Here is a 17,007-nt window from a genome sequence, read left to right on the forward strand (position 1 = left end):
CAATAGTATTTCCTGCTGCCAGCGCAGGAGCGACTTTCCAGATGCCAAGCAGAAGCGGAAAATTCCACGGAACAATTAATCCGCAGGCGCCAATGGCTTCTTTGCTTACAATACTCGTTGTTCCGTCTTCCATTTCTCTTGTTTCGGTAAGGAAATCAGGAAGAAGGCTGGCATAATACTGCAGGCAGGCAGCCGTGTCCTCAATATCAAGCTCGGCCTCGCGAATAGGCTTGCCGGTATTTTGTGTTTCCAGAGCGGCAGCTTCCTTTTTTCGTTTTAAAAGAATCGAAGCCGCCTGTAAAAGCACTTGTTTTCTTGCTTCTGCATCGAAACGCCAGGAAGACGTTTCAAAGCAGTTTAGAGCAGCAGCAGCTGCCTGATCGACCTGTGAAGCATCGGCATCTCTTATAGAGGCGATGACTTCTTCCGTAGCCGGATTTACAATGGAGCGGACTGAACCTTTTCCTTCCAGCCAGCTTTCATTTATATATATTGAGTTCATGATGTTACAGCCTCCTTATGAATGTGTAATTAGAATATTTGCAAAATTCGTGCCAAGTGTAAAAGAACCAGAGGGAAAAGGGAAAAGAAGGTTACACTTATTTTCCTGTCGCACGTTTCCCAGTATAATAGGGGGAGGGGAATGAACATAGGTTAATGATAGATAATCTGACAATAGTTATTCAATATTGAATAACTATTTACTATTGAATAAAAGGAGCGTAACTATGGCTGTATTTGAATCGTCCCATCTTTTAAACCAACTGCCTGAACAATTTTTTGCATCATTAACAAGAAAGGTGCAGAGGCTGCAACAGGAGGGAGTTCCTTTAATTAATCTCGGGCAGGGGAATCCGGACCGTCCCACGCACGTGCCGATTGTTCAAAAAATGCAGGAGGCGGCAGCGGACCCTGTGAATCATAAATACGCGCCTTTCCGGGGATACGCATCCCTCAAGCAGGCCGGTGCGGCTTTTTACAAGAAAGAATACGATGTGGATCTTGATCCGGAAACAGAGATAGCTGTTTTATTTGGATCTAAAGCCGGACTGGTCGAATTAAGTCAGTGTTTATTAAATGAAGGGGATACGGCGCTGCTTCCTGACCCGGGCTATCCGGACTATTTGTCCGGCATTGCGCTTGCTAAAGCCAAAAGTGTATTTATGCCGCTTGTAGAAGAAAATCATTTTCTTCCCGATTATCACGCCATAGAGGAAGGAACGTGGGAAAAAGCGAAAATGTTATTTTTAAATTATCCAAACAATCCGACAGCAGCCGGTGCGGATGCTGCTTTTTTTGAAGAAACCGTAAAATATGCAGAGAAGCATCATGTCTGCGTGGTTCATGACTTTGCTTACGGAGCGCTTGGATTTGATGGGGTGAAGCCTCCAAGCTTTTTACAGGCGCCGGGAGCCAAAGAAACAGGAGTAGAACTTTATACGCTCTCCAAAACGTATAACATGGCGGGGTGGAGAGTGGCAATTGCGGCAGGAAACGCTTCTGTTATTGAGAGTCTGAACCTCCTTCAGGACCATATGTACGTAAGTATATTTGGAGCTGTTCAGGAGGCAGCGGCCTTTGCCTTCACAATGGAGCAGACACAAGTGTATAAGCAGGCTGAGATATATGAAAAGCGGCGTAATGTTTTTCTGGAGGAATTACAGAAAGGCGGCATGGAAGCATCGCCTTCAGCAGGTACGTTCTTTGTATGGCTCGCGGTCCCGACAGGTTGGACATCAGCTGCATATGCAGACATCCTGCTCGAAGAAGCCGGTGTTGTAACGGCTCCCGGCAGCGGATTTGGAGAAAGAGGCGAAGGGTATATTCGAATCAGCCTCCTCGAGGAAGAAGAGGTGCTTAAAGAAGCGGCGCGGCGAATCGCTGCACAGACAAAAACCCTGCACTCTTCATAGAAGAGTCAGGGCCGGGCTTTGCATCGCTCTATTCTACGAGGCCGTAATATTTGAGGCCGTTGTAAATGCCGTCGTTCTCGACACCTGTTGTAACATATTTAGCAGACTCTTTTACCACGTCGGGAGCATCTCCCATAGCAACGCTGTTCTCGACAAATTTAAGCATTTCGATATCGTTTAAATAATCGCCGAAGGCGTAGACATTCTCAGGTTTGGTGCCTGTTTCAAACATATACTGCTCAATGCCTTTTGCTTTAGAACCTCCGGGTGGAAGAATATCCATGGAGAGCTCATGCCAGCGGATAAAGTCCAGGTTATCAAAATACTTATGGTATTCATTTTCTTCCTGTTTACCGCAGAAGAGAAGCATCTGATAGATGTTATGGTGCTTATAATAATCGCTGTCGTGATCTGGATGCACGGCTTTCAGCGTAGAAATGCTCTTTTCAATATCTTCATGAAAAGGGACGTTGGCACGCATGCCCTCGTAGCTCATATAAATAACGGGATGATCTCGTGCTTCGCTGAAGCCGTTAATTTCTTCAATCGCTTTTAAATCAATCGGATTTTTCCGTATCGCTTCTCCTCTTCTTTGTACATACTGCCCGTTAAAGCAGACAAAGGAATCAATATTAAGTTCCTGCTGGATGCCCTGAAACAAGTAAGGCGCCCGTCCTGTGCTGATCGCCACTTCATGGCCTGCTTTATGAAGCTCAAAGATGGCATGCTTGGTAGAGGCCGGGATCTGCTTTTTATGGTCAAGCAGCGTACCGTCGATATCAAAAAATAGTAATTTTTTCTCCATAGGTATGACCTTTCCTCTCCGCTCTTATGCAGGTATCTGTTTTCTGCCCTTACAGATTACCATATTAGAGGGGTGGAAAGGCAGGATTTTCTGTTATCCGTATTTCTCTTTATGCTCTTTCTTTAAGGCAAGATACGTTTCATCTTCTCTCGCTTTTATCCATTTTTCTTCAAAAATCGCTGCGGATTCTGCCTTTTCTTCATTAATCTGTCTTTCATTTACGTTGCCGTCTTTATCATATTTCTTTCCGCCTTTGTAATTCGCATATCGCCTGGCGCGGGTGTACCCCATCTGCAGGTATTTACGGGCCATGTCCATGCCGACAAAGTCATCCTGCTCTTTATATTCCAAAAACATCTCGTAGATTTTTTCAGACGACTCTTTGGCGATATCCGGCGTTTTGAAACGCCAGTGAGGCAGAATCTCACCTTTGTAAGGCTCTACCATTAATAACCCTTGTTCCCCGCGTCCAACTTCATACTTTTCTGGATGTTTACGGAAGTCTATATTGTCAAAGTCCTTCTTGTAGTCGAAACCCAAAGCTATCTCCCCCTTATCTAAAGATAGCCGTAAAAGAGCGAAAATAAACCGAGAAGTGCCAAAAAGACTCTTTTCATTTTTTATGACTTCCTATAAGGTATAATTAATAACCAAGTTTAAGTTAAGAAAGAGGGAAGCCATGAGAAAAAAACCATACGTCACCGACGCAATTATTGGAAATGGAAATATGTTGATTTCGCTGACAAAAGATGGCGAGGCTCATCGGCTTTATTGGCCTCAGATCGACTATACGGACCAAATCAATGCGCAGTCTGCCGGTTTTTATGATTATGAAACGGAGAAAACTCTTTTCTTTCACGGGAAAAGCTGGAAGCATACGCAATATTATCGGAAAAATACGAATGTTCTTATAACCGTTCATCAGTATGAAGACTGGGTTGTGGAACAAAAAGATTTTGTGCTGTCGGACAGAGATGTATGGATCCGCCGTTTTAAAGTAAGAAATACCGCCGATTATGCACGGAAAGTACAGATACTCTACAACTCGGACAGTGCTGCAGGCGGAAGGCACCATTTCCAAACCTCGGATTTTGACGAAAATACGGATTGTCTTTACCAGTATAACCGGAGCGACTGGATGGGTCTTGCCAGTCCCAACCCTATTACAAATTATTTTATAGGTAACTTAAACCTTCAGGCCCTTCCTAAACCATTTGATGGACGCAGCGTGTTTAACCATCCAGAATCAAGCTTGTTCTTTGATTTTGACACGATTGAGCCGCAGGAAGAGCATGCTGTTTCTATATACTTAGCCTGCGGAACGAACAAACGCGAAGTCACTGATTTAATCTGGTACTGCCGGCGGGAGGAAGAGGATCTGGAGGAAATTACCGCGGAATACTGGTATAAGGTGCTTGAGAAAGCAGAACGTTACTCTTACGGCGGCGAACGAACGCAGGAAATCTATGACCGGTCCATCCTCACTTTTCATCTACTAAAAGATAAGAAAAGCGGAACATTTATTGCCGGCCCGGAAGGCGACGAGAATTATGACTTTTCCGGAGGCTATGCCTACAGCTGGGGACGGGATGCAGCTTTTATCGCAGCTGCGGTGGACGCTGCCGGTTATCCTGAGCTTGTAGATGAATATTATCGTACGATAGCAAGCTGGCAGATGGATGCCGGACACTGGGAGCAGCGCTATTATACGGACGGACAGGTGGCACCTAACTGGGGAGTGCAGATAGATGAAACAGGATCTATTCTCTGGGGGATTCACGACCACTACGTCCAGACAGGTGATAAGTACTTTAAAGAGATTATGTGGCCGACAGTGAAAAAAGGTGCCTTCTTTTTAAAGGACTTTATTGATAAAGAAACCAACCTTCCAAAACCATCGAAAGATCTTTGGGAAAAGCGTGACGGAGAGCACAGTTACTCAGCAGCTGCCGTTTATGGAGGCATGATCGGAGCGTCCAAGCTTGCATATGAAGAAGGAGAATATCACCTGGCAGAAACCTGGGAAAAAGTGGCTGTTAATATTAAAGAGGCTCTTCAAACAAGAGTGTGGAACGAAAAAAAGGGCTCTTTTCTCCGGGCTCTTAAGCTGGCTGTCAGTCCCAGCGTATATGAAGAAGCTGTAGCCGAAGGCAAGGAAGGCTTTATCGAGTACAACGAGAAGGGTACATCCATTTACTATTTATGGGAAGATGATGTAACGGACATCTGCCTGCTTGGATTGAATTATCCGTTTAACGTATTTGATGCTGAAGACAAGCGCATGCAGAAAACTGCTGATCTTATTGAAGCAGAGTGTACATCGGCTCATATCGGCGGAATCGAACGGTTCCCAGGGGACGTGTATATTGGCGGAAATCCGTGGATCATTACGACGCTGTGGCTTGCTATTTATAAAAAAAGAAGCGGAAAGTCAGCAGAAGCCCACGAACTGTTTCAATGGACCATAGGACATGCCAACCATCTGGGACTGCTTCCGGAGCAGGTGGATAAGCACACGGCAGAACCTGCATGGGTGATGCCGCTCACGTGGTCGCACGCGATGTTTGTTCTGGCCGTTAAGGAAATGTCGGCAGAAGAAACCGTGCACCACGCAGAGGAAGATATGGAAGCAAAACGATAATAAATGTCAGACATTAAACCTTCGCCTATTGGTGAGGGTTTTTTTGATATGAATAGGTAAACTACCTTTTATTAATAAAAAAATATAATATTAGTGCTAATTTTGCAAATAATCTGACATGAAATGCTTCTTTTTTGTATGTACCTATGATTTAAGAATAATTATTTGTACAGCATTGCTAATGTTATTTAAGAAAATTGATCTTATAATGTGACTATATCTTAAGCGGAACGGAAAGGAGTAAGCATGTTAGATAACAGATACTCTCAACAAGCGTATGAAACATTTTTTCTCCCAAGACTCAGTACAAAGGAAGTTGAAAATATACCCAAAGACAAAGCATTGCTTGTACTTCATATTGGAGCTGTAGAACAACACGGAGAGCATCTGCCAACATTTACGGATACCCTAATTGGTGAAGGGTTGTTAACACAAGCTTTTGAAAAGTTTAATAAGGAACACAACATATGGCTTCTCCCATCCATTCCTTATGGAAAAAGCACTGAACATATTGGCAATCCTGGAACTTTCTCTCTATCTGCAACAACACTTCAGCATATCGTTATGGATATTGGAAAAAGTGCAGCAAGGAGTGGTTTTCGAAGACTTCTTATATTAAATACACATGGGGGAAACAATGATTTATTAAATATGATGGCAAGAGATGTAAGGACAGAGACCGGATTAATGGTGTTTCGTTTAAATCCGCAGTCAGAAAAAACAAAAGAATGGATCACCAGTCAAGAAGCCGATTACGGTATTCATGGGGGAGATGTAGAAACTTCCATGGTTCTCGCTTTTAAAGAGAATTGGGTGGATATGGACAAGGCAAAAAAAGAATTCCTCCAGGACCTTAACGAAAAAACCTCTTTAAATTTAAAAGGTAATCGATATTTCGCATGGAAGATGGATGACATCTCAAAAACCGGTATTGCGGGAGATGCTACAAAGGCTACCAAAGAAAAGGGTATTAAAATCAATACAGCGGTGAGTGAGGAACTGGCAGATACTATGCTGGAAATGGCCGATTTTGAAATAGACCTATTAACGAAGTCTTAAGGAGGTCGTGGGTATTATGCAGGCAGATATTCGAAAGAGTCAAACAAAAGAACATTCAGTAGAAACGATATCAATGAAAAATGTCAGCAAGATTTATGACAATGGACATACAGCAGTTCAAAATGTTGATTTGACTATAAAAGAAGGGGATTTTGTTTCTTTCGTAGGCCCATCTGGATGTGGAAAGTCTACTATATTTAAAATGGTGGCAGGGTTAACAACAATTACAGATGGACATATACGCCTTTTCAATGAAGAAATTGAATCAAACGAGCGGGATGCCCGGGATTTAGCCTATGTTTTTCAAGATGCTACTCTGCTCCCATGGCTGAACGTAGAAAAGAACGTTCGGATGCCTCTAACGTTTCAATCTATAAAAAAAGAAGAACAAAATAAAATGGTTAAAGAGTCCCTGGAATTAGTAGGCTTAAAGGGGTACGAACATGCTATGCCAAGAGAGCTCTCCGGAGGAATGAAAATGAGAGTCTCTATTGCCAGGGCGCTGGTCTCCAAACCAAAAATGCTTTTAATGGACGAACCGTTCGGAGCACTTGATGAAATAACAAGACAAAACCTTCAAGAAGAGCTTTTGCGTATTTGGAATACGCAGAAGATGACAGTATTATTCATTACACATAACGTTTTTGAATCCGTCTATCTATCAAACAGGGTAGCTGTAATGACGGCATCACCCGGTAAAATAGATGATGTGATTGATGTGCCCCTTCCCTATCCTAGAAATGCGGAGATCCGTACAGCTCCGGAGTTCAGCAGCTTGGTAGCTGAAATATCTGAAAAATTAAAAAAATAAGGTGGTAAGTTGTATGTGGGTGGAACGACTAAAAAAAACTGTAGCAGGTCAAACAGAAATGACGAACGACGATGCCGCTGTAGAACGCCTCTCCAAAGATGCGTATTGGTATTCCCAATCTTATATAAAGAATTAAATGGCATGAAAGCTGATTGCGCTGTGTTTCCAAAAAATGAAGAAGAGATAAAAACCGTGGTAGCATTTGCTGTTAAAGAAAAAATCCCTTTGACGATCAGAGGGTCTGGAACAGGGAACTACGGGCAGTCGATTCCATTAAGCCGCGGAATTATAATCGATATCACTCAGATGAATCAAACAGTAAAAGAAACGTCTACGTCTGTAACGGTTCAGGCAGGTAAAAAACTCGGTACCCTTGAGAAAGAGCTTCGAAAAAAAGAAAAAGAACTTCGGATTTTTCCAAGTACGTATATAAAATCAACGGTAAGCGGCTTTTTGTGTGGAGGTTCCGGTGGAATAGGCTCTATTCGCTGGGGTAATTTATGGGACAACAATGTTATGTACGTCAAGATGATGACTATTGAGGAAGAACCAAAAATTCTCCATATACGAGGAGAAGAAATTCTTCTGTTTATTCACACGTATGGAACGACAGGGATCTTATTGGAAGCCGAACTCCCTATTGAAGATAAAATGGAATGGAATCAATTTCTGCTTACATTTCATACTTTTCAAGATGCAGTGGACTGCTGTCAATACTTAACTGATCAAGAAGATGTGCCTCTGCGGCTGCTTTCCACCTGCGAATGGCCCTTACCGCAGCATTATAAACCACTTATAAGCTACATTGAGGATGGAAGAGCCATTGTCATTATTGAATCGACCATTATGAAAGAAACGATGGATAAAATTGCTGAATCTCAAAAAGGAGACATGACGCTTTTTATACCGTCAGAAAAATACCAAAAGGGATTAAAGCTATCCGATTTTACCTGGAATCACTCCACCCTTTGGGCACATAAAAATGGAGAAAATATGACTTATCTGCAGGCTAGATTTAACAAAAGTACTCTTCACAGCCAAATTCAAACGATAAAAAAAGAATATGGAGATGAAGTGCAGCTTCATTTCGAATTTATAAAAATTGAAGGGGAGATAACGCCGGCAGCTCTTCCTGTCCTTCAATATCGATCAAAAGAGCGTATTTATGAAATTATCGATTTTTTCGAAAAAAATGATATTCAAATTAACGATCCACATACTTATTTGCTTGGGTTCGGGGGCTATAACATGAGAATGGATGAAATTAAAAAGAAAAAGAAAGCTTATGATCCTTACGACCTGCTGAATCCTGGAAAAATACCAAAAGCCAGAGAAGTTATCTAATTGAAATAGAAAGGAGAATGCTTTGAATGAATAGTAATGTGGAGACCGCCTCTTTACAAACAAAAGAAGAGCAAAAGGCGAGAAGTATTACTAAAGGAAGGAGTAAACTAGTTTCGATTCTACCGCCTTTGACTGCTTTTATTGTATTTGTTGGAGGATGGGAACTCTTTGTAAGATTGTTCCAAATTCCTCATTACCTTCTGCCAACACCAACTGCTATTGTTATAGCGGCAATAGAGAATGCTGCTAATTTAACAGCCGCTGTTTCTGTCACTATTTTAGAAGCGGTCATTGGCTTTACACTTAGTGTTATTGGTGGTGTAACTGCAGCTATACTAATGGCCAGCTCCAAATGGGTGGAAAGAAGTCTTTATCCATACGCTGTGATTCTGCAGACTATTCCGGTTGTAGCGATTGCACCCATTATTGTTATTTGGTTTGGTTCTGGTATGAACTCCATTGTTATTATTACGTTTCTCATTGGATTTTTCCCAATGCTCTCCAATACACTCATTGGGTTGAATGCGACCGACAAAGACATGTTGAATTTAATGAAACTTTACAAAGCATCAAAAATGAAAGTGATGTGGAAAGTTCGCGTGCCTTATGCTCTTCCTTATATTACGGCAGGACTTAAAATTTCCTGCACCCTTGCTGTTATTGGAGCCATAGTTGGGGAATATATTGCCGGTATTGGCGGAGGCAGTGGAGGAATAGGCTATGCGATCACGGTGTCGGCAGCAAGAATGGAAACCGCCTACTTGTTTGCCTGCGGAATAGCAGCTTCCCTTCTTGGTATTGTGTTTTTCTTGTTAATTAATTCATTTTCCAAATGGGTTCTTGGTTCATGGCATGAATCAGAACTAAAAAGCAAAGATTAATACAAAGACGGGGGATACTTATTATGAAAAAAGAGCAAACAGAAAAAATGGATGATGTACGCTGTTGGACTTTCCAGCTTTGCTTTACTTGGGGCCTGCGGATCAGAAGAAGAGGGTTCGGAGGCGGAGGCTGATTCTTCAGAACTGGAAGAGGCAAAGCTTGTAACAAACTGGTTTGCCCAGCCCGAGCACGGTGGAAACTACGCGGCACTTGTGGAAGGAATGTACGAGGAAGAAGGATTGGAAATGGAAATCGAACCGGGAGGACCGGAGATTTCTGCAACGCAGATTGTAGCTTCTGGTGATGCAGACTTTGGCTATACAAGCGGAGAGGATTTGGTGATTGCCAGAGATGAAGGAATTCCCCTCGTAGCAATCGGAGCTATCTTTCAAGAAAGTCCCTACGTATTAATTTCACATGAAGGTCAGGTAGACAGCTTCGAGGATCTGCAGGACAAAACAGTATTTACAGCTACGGCTGTAGGATATTGGGAGTATATTAAAGAAGAATATGAATTAGACGGAGTAGAGGAGCGGGCTTATACAGGTTCTCTTGCCGAATTTGTAGATGATGAAAATGCAGTAACGCAGGGATACATGACCTCGGAACCTTACTCCTTAGACGAGCAGGATGTGGACATTGATTACTTAAAAGTGAGTGACTCCGGATTTGAATCATATGGAAACGTAATATTTACAACGGAAGATATGATTGAAAATGAACCGGAAAAAGTACAGGCTTTCATGAATGCAACAGTAGCAGGATGGGAGCATTACAGGGACACACCAGGTGAGACGAATACCTATCTGCAAGAGCAAAACCCTGATTTGACAGAGGATAAAATGGAATATAGCAAAGAAGCGATGGATGAGATTGTCTATGGGGGAGATGCCGAAGAAAATGGGTTTGGATATATGGAAGCAGACAACTGGCAAAGCCTTCAGGATAATATGAATCACCTTGAACTTACTGACAGTGATGAAGATATTGAAGAATCCTTTAATATGGAATTTCTGGAGGAAGCGCATAATGAATAATTTTTTAATTAAAAATGTTTGTGTCCCGGGCCTGGATTTGGATGAAGCTCATATAGTAATTAAGGACGGTCGGTATGATACTATCATGCCGGCTGTTTCAAATGAAGCATTGATCTTCACGCAGAATTGGGAGGAAAATAACAAAAAGGCTGTAGATGGACGTGGATGGACCATCCTTCCTACATTTACGGATATACATACCCACCTGGATAAAGCATTTACGTACGAACAGGTTCCCAATTACTCAGGTACGTTAAGGGAAGCTATCACAAATTACCAATCCGCGTTTCCGGCATTCACGGAAGAAGGTATGATAGAGCGGATGCGGCGGTTAATGGATAGAGCTCTTTCTTATGGAACCGGCAGAATGAGGACACATATTAATACAGGTGAAAACAAAAAAGAAAATATTGCACTACAGGCTGCCTCAAAAATAAAAGAAGAATATAAAGGTATTCTTGATCTGCAGATTATAGCGATGGTTGGAAATATGTCTCAACCGTTGACTAAGAATATCGAACTGCAGGACCTGCTGCTTTCCAATAATATTGATGGAATTGGCGGAGCGCCTCATTTGTCGGAATCCTGCAATGAAGAAATAGAGGATCTCTTTGCGTTTGCCTCCTCCCGGGATCTTCTCATCGACCTCCACACGGATGAGCAGGATGATCCAGAGGTGAGGTCTATTTGTCATATAATAAAGCAGGTTAAAAATATATGATTATCAAAAGAAAACAACTGCCGGACATCTTTGTTCGCTTCGGCAATGGAAGAGAAAGCTGCTTTTTCTATTATAGATGAAATGGTTCAAGAGCAAATATACGCAGTTACGCTTCCAGCAGCAAACCTCTGTCTGCAGGGAAGAGACGATAAAAAAAATGTCCGCAGAGGCACAACAAGAGTTATGTCATTTCTGGAAAAAGAAGCCGTAATAGCGGTTGGGTCAGATAATGTCAACGATCCGTTTCATCCATTTGGAGATGGTGATATGCTGCTGACAGCTTTGATAGCTGCGTATGCAAATCATTTAACCAGTCAAAAAGATATCAGCCGGCTCTTTCAAATGATAACGACGAAGCCGGCTGAAATATTCGGTCAAACCAATCATATTCAAGAAGGAGAAAAAGCTGATTTTGTTTTAATAGAAGGAAAAGGAGAAACAGAATTGTTATCTGTACAGCCCGGGGGAAGAAAGGTGTACAGAAACGGCCGCTGGATCAGTGAAAGACAGGAAACAGTCAGTGTATGGAAGAAAGGAAATATATATGCTTGATTTATTAATTAAAAATGTCCGGACACACAGCAGTCCCGTATTATTTCATTTAGGAGTGAAAATAACCTCCTTCAGTTTGTATCCTCTTCAGCTCAGGCATCAAAAACAGTGGACGGGGAAGGCGGCATAGTACTGCCGCCTTTTATAGAAATGCATCATCATGCCGACACTATAAAGCAGGTGAACGAGTCGGAGAAAACAAGTCCGGCACGATTGAGGAAGGTATTGCTATATGGGACAGTGCTAAGTCCCAATTGGTTAAAAAAGAGCTTACAGCTCAAATGGAAGATTTAGTTTCTACATTTATCGGCCAGGGGGTTTTATATACCCGATGGATGATAGACGTTTCAGAGCCTGGTTTGAAGGCTCTTTCCTGCGCAATTGCTATAAAAGAAAAATACAAAAATACAGTAGCGATAGAAATAACGGCATTTCCTCAGCTTGGAATGAAAGAATCATGGAAAAGAGAGCTGCTTGAAAAAGCTTTACAGATGGGCGCAGATCAAGTTAGTGCCGTGCCTCATTTAGAAGAGTCCGAAGAACAGGAAGACACCTCTGTTCAAGAATGTTTCAGGCTGGCCCAACAGTATAAAAAAGGAATTCATATTTTCTGCGATGAAACAGATAATCCGGATTCCATGTCTTCAATCAAAATAGCTGAAGCTGCTTAAAGGAGAATATCGCAATCCATCCATTACTATAAGTCACGTTAATGCCCTGAGCTACTATGAGGAAACGAAAGCAGCTGAAACAATACAAAAAATAAAGCAGGCGGGCATTCACGTTATCAGCTGCCCTTTAATCAACAGTACGACTATTGGAAAATCACTGGACAGCAGGCATGCAGCCAGAGGAATTACCAGAGTTAAGGCATTGAGAGATCAAGGGGTGAATGTATGTGTTGCGCACGATGATATCAAAACGCCTTTTATCCATTTGGTAACGGAAATATGCTTGCAGGATACATGATGGCTCACTTAGCGCAGTTTACAACAGAGCCGGAGCTTATCGACTTAGTAGAAATGCTTACCTACAATGGAGCAAAGGCTATGAATTACAGCATTATGGAATAAGGAAAATGGCCCTGCAGAATTTCTGCTTTATAAAGAAAATAACCTATTCAGCCTTTTTACAGAACATAGTAAACCATTTATAGTATGTAAAAATGGCAGGATTATTTCTTAAAATAAAATCTGTTATCTTACAAACTGTGAGTAGATCAATAATAGCAAAGTTGTTTCAAATTAAAGACATGTCTTTTTTACAAATGGAGTTTTGTTTGAAGAAAGTCATTTATTCAGGTTGGCAAGAAACTGTTCCATGGTGCATACCCATACATGACATGCACTGTTTTTAAAGTCTCTTATGAAAAGAAGAAAATAAACAGGGGTGACTACTGCAGAACAGCTATAGGAGAAGATAAAGAGGCGTTTTCCTCTTTAGCTGAGGCATGGCCTGCGGAAAGTACCCCTGTATAGATTTTGTATAAAAATACCTGTTTTTGTCTTTATCAACAGCTTGATTTATTGTTTCGATTATTTTTAACGTTCCTGTTAATAGAGGTGTAACAATAGTATGAAAGAAAACAAATATGATGATACAAAATTCTTTACTGCTTATCAAAAAATGCCACGATCTGTTGAAGGTCTGGAAGCTGCTGGTGAATGGCATGTTTTGAAAGCATTAATGCCGGCATTACGTGATAAAAATGTTCTCGATTTGGGATGCGGTTTTGGATGGCATTGCCGCTACGCAGGAGAACAGCAGGCTGATTCAGTAATAGGTGTGGACATTTCCGAAAATATGCTTAAAAAAGCTCGTGAAAGCACCAATGATCCCGCCATTTCATTTATAAAGATGCCAATAGAGGATGTAGCATTCAATAGTTCCCAGTTTGAAGTAGTTATTAGTTCATTAGCTTTTCACTACATTGAGCCATTTGAAATGATGTGCCAAAAAGTCCACGGTTGGCTGAAAAATGGGGGTACTTTTCTTTTTTCAGTAGAACATCCTATCTTTACTTCTCAAAATAAACAAGAGTGGTATTACGATAAACAGGGAAATATTCTGCACTGGCCTGTAGATCAGTATCAGGAGGAAGGATCTCGTCAAACAATATTCCTTACAGAAAATGTAATAAAATATCATCGAACACTTTCGACCTATATCAACAGTTTAATTGGGGCAGGGTTTTGTATAAAGTCAGTTAAAGAGCCAGTGCCTTCTGATGAAATGCTGCAGAGTATGCCGCAAATGAGAGATGAACTCCGCAGGCCTATGTTTTTAATCATATCAGCAGAAAAAAAAGATTCATCATGAGGATATTGTTTTACCAGTATTTTTTATAGTGTGCGTTCCTGCATTATTATATCTCCAATAGAATAACTTCTAGAATTGATGTATTTATTTTTCTTTAAAGTGATACTAAAGACCTCTTCGAAAAGAGGTCTTTTTTAGAGGATTATTTTTTTATAAAAACGGCAGATAGAACAGCATAAACGCAGCGAAGCTGCCAAATACACTAAAAAAGACGTAAAGAAACAGGGCCTTGTAGGCTTTTCGTTCAATCAGGCGGAACGATTCCATACTGAATGTAGAGAACGTCGTAAATGCTCCAAAAAACCCAACGGCAGCTGTAAGAAACAATGGATCGTCGTAGGCATCTCCCGGCACATAACCATAGAACAGCGCCAAGAATAAACCAAGTCCTGCAGAGCCCAGGATATTAACAGTAAGCATAGCAGCTGGAAAAGACGTCTCCGGAAATGTCCGGTCGATCCACTTTCCGGTAAGATAGCGGCATACCGCTCCAAACGCGCCGCCAATCATTAATAAAACGATCATGAACGGTTCGCCTCCTCAGAAGATCGAAGTCTCCGGGCAAGACGCTGTCCGCCTGCAAATCCAGCCCATGCGAAAGCGATGCCTCCGACGATGGTAGGAAGAATATAGGCTGCTATGTAAAGCGGGGAAAGGGCAGAGCTTAATAGAACGGTATCTGATACGAGTGTTGAAAAAGTGGTGTAACCACCGCACAGACCTACACCTAGACCAGCGCTGATCCATTCCCTAACAGTGAAAATGGCAAAAAATCCGGTCAGGGCCCCGAGAAGCGCACTTCCGCTCCAGTTTTCGAGCAGGGTGCCGAAAGGGAAGGCATAGTCGATAGCAGCAAGGTTGATGGAATAACGCAAAAGGGTGCCAAGCATGGCCCCGACGGCTATTGCCAGCAGCACGCCGGGCGGTCCAAATCGTTTGTTCATGTATATCCCCGGCTTTCTAAATGTTTTACATTCAAAAGTATACGTCTTTTGAGCAAAAAGAAAAAGCAGCCCCGCTGAAAAGGAGCTGCTTCATTAAGATGAATAGGTTTGCTGTGCCTGATGTTTTATTTCCGCATACACATCTACAAACGGTTGATCTACATGGATAGAGGCTTTTTCGACATCGGCATACTCAGGTGAGACCTGGTAGAGAGTCCCCCCTTCAAAACCGAGTTTAACAGCAATAGGTCCATACTTTGTATCCAGGGTTTCGAAACGGCGGGACAAAATGCGGCGTTCCCATTGACTGCTCCGGACTCCAAATGTAGTAGTTTCCCGGAATAAAATGGATTCCAGCAGGGCTTTATCCGCCTGTCTGCACAAAACGGTAAGGAGCGTGCCAGGCCGGTTTTTTTTCATATATACCGGCGTGTAATAGACATCCAGAGCGCCTCCCTGAAACAAACGGTTCATGGTGGAGCCCAGCGCTTCTCCGGATATATCATCTACCTGACATTCCAGCGTATAGACGGTTTCTTCCGTTGCATCTTGTTCTTCAAACAGGACACGAAGCACATTGGGGTGGGCAAAATCCTTCTTGCCGGCCCCGTAGCCGATTTTTCGAAGAGGCAGAGGAGGGAGGCTTCCGAATGAATCAGCAAGGGCTTTTAGAAACCCTGCTCCGGTCGGTGTCGTCAGCTCCCCTTCCACATCCAGCGAAGCCAGCGGAATCCCTGTCAGCAGTTCCGCGGTAGCAGGGGCGGGAATGGGATAGAGGCCGTGCGCCATCCGTATTTTCCCCTGTCCGGTTGGAACAGGAGACGCAATAATCCGTCCGGCATCAAGGCTTTCGAAAGCCAGACAGACGCCAATAACGTCTATAATAGAGTCCATGGCACCGACTTCGTGGAAATGAACATCGGCTGCAGGGATGCCATGTATATGGCCTTCTGCTTCCGCAATATGTTCAAATACAAGCCGGCTTCTGTCTTTTACTCTCTCTGGAAGCGTACTCTGTTCGATCATCTGTAGAATATCAGCCGCTTTTCGGTGATGGTGGTGGTCATGATCGTGATGATGGTGATGCGGTTCTTCGATATCAAGCTGTAAATAAGAAGCAGAAATGCCCTGCTTGATAACTGGTACGATTTCCATCGTAAAGGCATCGAGCGGCAGCTTTTCCAGCTCGTTTCGTATATAGGAAATATCGGCACCGAGATCAATCAGAGCGGACAGCGTCATGTCGCCTGAGATCCCGGAAATACAGTCCAGATAGATTGTTTTCATGAGGATGCCCCTTCTGATGCCAGTTTCAAAATCATCGCAGCCTGATAGGCGGCGCCGAATCCATTATCAATATTTACGACACTCATGCCGGAAGAGCAGGAGCTCAGCATACTTAGAAGCGGAGTGAGACCGTCGAAATGGGCACCGTAGCCGACCGATGTCGGAACAGCAAGGACAGGGCGTTTCACAAGGCCGCATACAACGCTTGGAAGCGCTCCTTCCATTCCGGCAACGGTAATGATGACAGAGGCTTCCTGGAGAACATCCCGATAGGAGAGCAATCGGTCAATGCCGGCTACTCCTACGTCATGAATGGTTTCAGTCTCACATCCGAGCCATTTAGCGGTCCATTCTGCTTCTTCGGCAACCGGCAGATCCGATGTGCCGGCAGATACAACGATAATTTTTCCTTTATGCACTAAAGCTGGTTCCCCGTAAATGAGCAGGCGTGAAGCTTCTTTATACGTACCGCCGGGATGAACGGAGAGTACTTCTTCAGCTTTTTCAGGAGACATCCGTGTCGCCATCGCCCGGCCGTGTGCCTGTAACAGCTTTTCTATAATGGCGGCTGTCTGAACAGCCGTCTTGCTTTCCCCGTAAATAATTTCCGGATAGCCGTTCCGGGCTTCCCTGTCGTAGTCGACTTTTGTATGGCCAAGATCTTCAAATGTCATCAAGCAGTCTCCTTTTTA

At 42.9% G+C, this 17,007-nt stretch carries 19 protein-coding genes; 12 read left to right on the top strand and 7 right to left on the bottom strand.

The features are described 5' to 3' along the window. Nucleotides 1-502: aldehyde dehydrogenase family protein (locus MMY81_RS26965; protein ID WP_252315221.1), on the bottom strand; the 502-nt coding region annotated here is incomplete at its 3' end. Nucleotides 503-728: 226 nt separating this feature from the next. Between MMY81_RS26965 and MMY81_RS26970 the strand changes: the two genes are divergently transcribed. After that, the gene (locus MMY81_RS26970) at nucleotides 729-1,913 is read left to right on the top strand and encodes a pyridoxal phosphate-dependent aminotransferase (RefSeq protein ID WP_252315222.1); all 1,185 of its coding nucleotides are present in this window, start codon (nucleotides 729-731) and stop codon (nucleotides 1,911-1,913) included. Nucleotides 1,914-1,941: 28 nt separating this feature from the next. Here MMY81_RS26970 and MMY81_RS26975 read toward each other — a convergent pair whose 3' ends face one another. Together MMY81_RS26975 and MMY81_RS26980 are read right to left on the bottom strand one after the other, a co-directional pair. Further along, nucleotides 1,942-2,718: a Cof-type HAD-IIB family hydrolase gene (locus MMY81_RS26975; RefSeq protein ID WP_252315223.1), complete on the bottom strand. Its 777-nt coding sequence runs from the start codon at nucleotides 2,716-2,718 to the stop codon at nucleotides 1,942-1,944. A 93-nt stretch (nucleotides 2,719-2,811) separates the two neighbouring features. Then, nucleotides 2,812-3,258 carry a DUF4385 domain-containing protein gene (locus MMY81_RS26980; RefSeq protein WP_252315224.1) on the bottom strand — a complete coding sequence of 149 codons (447 nt, stop codon included), beginning with the start codon at nucleotides 3,256-3,258 and terminating at the stop codon, nucleotides 2,812-2,814. A gap of 139 nt (nucleotides 3,259-3,397) precedes the next feature. Here MMY81_RS26980 and MMY81_RS26985 point away from each other — a divergent pair, with 139 nt between their 5' ends. The 11 genes from MMY81_RS26985 (at nucleotide 3,398) to MMY81_RS27030 (ending at nucleotide 14,084) form a co-directional block, all read left to right on the top strand. After that, nucleotides 3,398-5,359 carry a glycoside hydrolase family 15 protein gene (locus MMY81_RS26985; protein ID WP_252315225.1) on the top strand — a complete coding sequence of 654 codons (1,962 nt, stop codon included), beginning with the start codon at nucleotides 3,398-3,400 and terminating at the stop codon, nucleotides 5,357-5,359. Between the two features lie 246 nt (nucleotides 5,360-5,605). Further along, complete coding sequence (locus MMY81_RS26990; RefSeq protein ID WP_252315226.1) at nucleotides 5,606-6,418, top strand: creatininase family protein; 813 nt, start codon at nucleotides 5,606-5,608, stop codon at nucleotides 6,416-6,418. A gap of 16 nt (nucleotides 6,419-6,434) precedes the next feature. Further along, nucleotides 6,435-7,229, top strand: coding sequence for an ABC transporter ATP-binding protein (locus tag MMY81_RS26995; protein ID WP_252315266.1), 795 nt, complete (start codon nucleotides 6,435-6,437; stop codon nucleotides 7,227-7,229). Nucleotides 7,230-7,242: 13 nt separating this feature from the next. Further along, the gene (locus tag MMY81_RS33515) at nucleotides 7,243-7,365 is read left to right on the top strand and encodes a hypothetical protein (RefSeq protein ID WP_256498013.1); all 123 of its coding nucleotides are present in this window, start codon (nucleotides 7,243-7,245) and stop codon (nucleotides 7,363-7,365) included. Between the two features lie 5 nt (nucleotides 7,366-7,370). Further along, on the top strand, nucleotides 7,371-8,573 hold the full coding sequence (locus tag MMY81_RS27000; RefSeq protein WP_252315227.1) for an FAD-binding oxidoreductase: 1,203 nt from the start codon (nucleotides 7,371-7,373) through the stop codon (nucleotides 8,571-8,573). 26 nt (nucleotides 8,574-8,599) lie between these two features. Then, the gene (locus MMY81_RS27005; RefSeq protein ID WP_252315228.1) at nucleotides 8,600-9,454 is read left to right on the top strand and encodes an ABC transporter permease; all 855 of its coding nucleotides are present in this window, start codon (nucleotides 8,600-8,602) and stop codon (nucleotides 9,452-9,454) included. Nucleotides 9,455-9,505: 51 nt separating this feature from the next. Continuing rightward, nucleotides 9,506-10,492, top strand: a complete 987-nt coding sequence (locus MMY81_RS27010) for an ABC transporter substrate-binding protein (RefSeq protein ID WP_252315229.1) — start codon at nucleotides 9,506-9,508, stop codon at nucleotides 10,490-10,492. Further along, a complete protein-coding gene (locus tag MMY81_RS27015; protein ID WP_252315230.1) occupies nucleotides 10,485-11,213 on the top strand; it encodes an amidohydrolase family protein in 729 nt (242 codons plus the stop codon). Before MMY81_RS27010 ends, MMY81_RS27015 begins: the two co-directional genes overlap by 8 nt. 30 nt (nucleotides 11,214-11,243) lie before the next feature. Then, complete coding sequence (locus MMY81_RS27020; RefSeq protein WP_252315231.1) at nucleotides 11,244-11,765, top strand: amidohydrolase family protein; 522 nt, start codon at nucleotides 11,244-11,246, stop codon at nucleotides 11,763-11,765. Nucleotides 11,766-12,046: 281 nt separating this feature from the next. Next, a complete protein-coding gene (locus MMY81_RS27025; protein WP_252315232.1) occupies nucleotides 12,047-12,436 on the top strand; it encodes an amidohydrolase family protein in 390 nt (129 codons plus the stop codon). Nucleotides 12,437-13,340: 904 nt separating this feature from the next. Beyond that, nucleotides 13,341-14,084 carry a class I SAM-dependent methyltransferase gene (locus MMY81_RS27030; RefSeq protein WP_252315233.1) on the top strand — a complete coding sequence of 248 codons (744 nt, stop codon included), beginning with the start codon at nucleotides 13,341-13,343 and terminating at the stop codon, nucleotides 14,082-14,084. 150 nt (nucleotides 14,085-14,234) lie between these two features. Here the strand turns inward: MMY81_RS27030 and crcB are convergent, their stop codons facing one another. The 4 genes from crcB to larB form a co-directional block, all read right to left on the bottom strand. Then, complete coding sequence (gene crcB / locus MMY81_RS27035; protein WP_252315234.1) at nucleotides 14,235-14,609, bottom strand: fluoride efflux transporter CrcB; 375 nt, start codon at nucleotides 14,607-14,609, stop codon at nucleotides 14,235-14,237. Continuing rightward, on the bottom strand, nucleotides 14,606-15,028 hold the full coding sequence (locus tag MMY81_RS27040; RefSeq protein WP_252315235.1) for a fluoride efflux transporter FluC: 423 nt from the start codon (nucleotides 15,026-15,028) through the stop codon (nucleotides 14,606-14,608). Before MMY81_RS27040 ends, crcB begins: the two co-directional genes overlap by 4 nt. A gap of 93 nt (nucleotides 15,029-15,121) precedes the next feature. Further along, entirely contained in the window at nucleotides 15,122-16,315 is a 1,194-nt protein-coding gene (gene larC, locus MMY81_RS27045) for a nickel pincer cofactor biosynthesis protein LarC (RefSeq protein WP_252315236.1), read from the bottom strand. Further along, nucleotides 16,312-16,989: a nickel pincer cofactor biosynthesis protein LarB gene (gene larB, locus MMY81_RS27050; protein ID WP_252315237.1), complete on the bottom strand. Its 678-nt coding sequence runs from the start codon at nucleotides 16,987-16,989 to the stop codon at nucleotides 16,312-16,314. Before larB ends, larC begins: the two co-directional genes overlap by 4 nt. Nucleotides 16,990-17,007: the final 18 nt, after the last annotated feature.

The sequence above is a fragment of the Sinobaca sp. H24 genome (assembly GCF_023845525.1).

Bases quoted from the DNA above. Each gene is read 5' to 3' on its own strand.
- MMY81_RS26970 (WP_252315222.1), top strand. From the start codon at position 729: ATGGCTGTATTTGAATCGTCCCATCTTTTAAACCAACTGCCTGAACAA.
- MMY81_RS26975 (WP_252315223.1), bottom strand. From the start codon at position 2,718: ATGGAGAAAAAATTACTATTTTTTGATATCGACGGTACGCTGCTTGAC.
- MMY81_RS26985 (WP_252315225.1), top strand. From the start codon at position 3,398: ATGAGAAAAAAACCATACGTCACCGACGCAATTATTGGAAATGGAAAT.
- MMY81_RS26990 (WP_252315226.1), top strand. From the start codon at position 5,606: ATGTTAGATAACAGATACTCTCAACAAGCGTATGAAACATTTTTTCTC.
- MMY81_RS26995 (WP_252315266.1), top strand. From the start codon at position 6,435: ATGCAGGCAGATATTCGAAAGAGTCAAACAAAAGAACATTCAGTAGAA.
- MMY81_RS33515 (WP_256498013.1), top strand. From the start codon at position 7,243: ATGTGGGTGGAACGACTAAAAAAAACTGTAGCAGGTCAAACAGAAATG.
- MMY81_RS27000 (WP_252315227.1), top strand. From the start codon at position 7,371: ATGAAAGCTGATTGCGCTGTGTTTCCAAAAAATGAAGAAGAGATAAAA.
- MMY81_RS27005 (WP_252315228.1), top strand. From the start codon at position 8,600: ATGAATAGTAATGTGGAGACCGCCTCTTTACAAACAAAAGAAGAGCAA.
- MMY81_RS27010 (WP_252315229.1), top strand. From the start codon at position 9,506: ATGATGTACGCTGTTGGACTTTCCAGCTTTGCTTTACTTGGGGCCTGC.
- MMY81_RS27015 (WP_252315230.1), top strand. From the start codon at position 10,485: ATGAATAATTTTTTAATTAAAAATGTTTGTGTCCCGGGCCTGGATTTG.
- MMY81_RS27025 (WP_252315232.1), top strand. From the start codon at position 12,047: ATGGAAGATTTAGTTTCTACATTTATCGGCCAGGGGGTTTTATATACC.
- MMY81_RS27030 (WP_252315233.1), top strand. From the start codon at position 13,341: ATGAAAGAAAACAAATATGATGATACAAAATTCTTTACTGCTTATCAA.
- crcB (WP_252315234.1), bottom strand. From the start codon at position 14,609: ATGATCGTTTTATTAATGATTGGCGGCGCGTTTGGAGCGGTATGCCGC.
- MMY81_RS27040 (WP_252315235.1), bottom strand. From the start codon at position 15,028: ATGAACAAACGATTTGGACCGCCCGGCGTGCTGCTGGCAATAGCCGTC.
- larC (WP_252315236.1), bottom strand. From the start codon at position 16,315: ATGAAAACAATCTATCTGGACTGTATTTCCGGGATCTCAGGCGACATG.
- larB (WP_252315237.1), bottom strand. From the start codon at position 16,989: ATGACATTTGAAGATCTTGGCCATACAAAAGTCGACTACGACAGGGAA.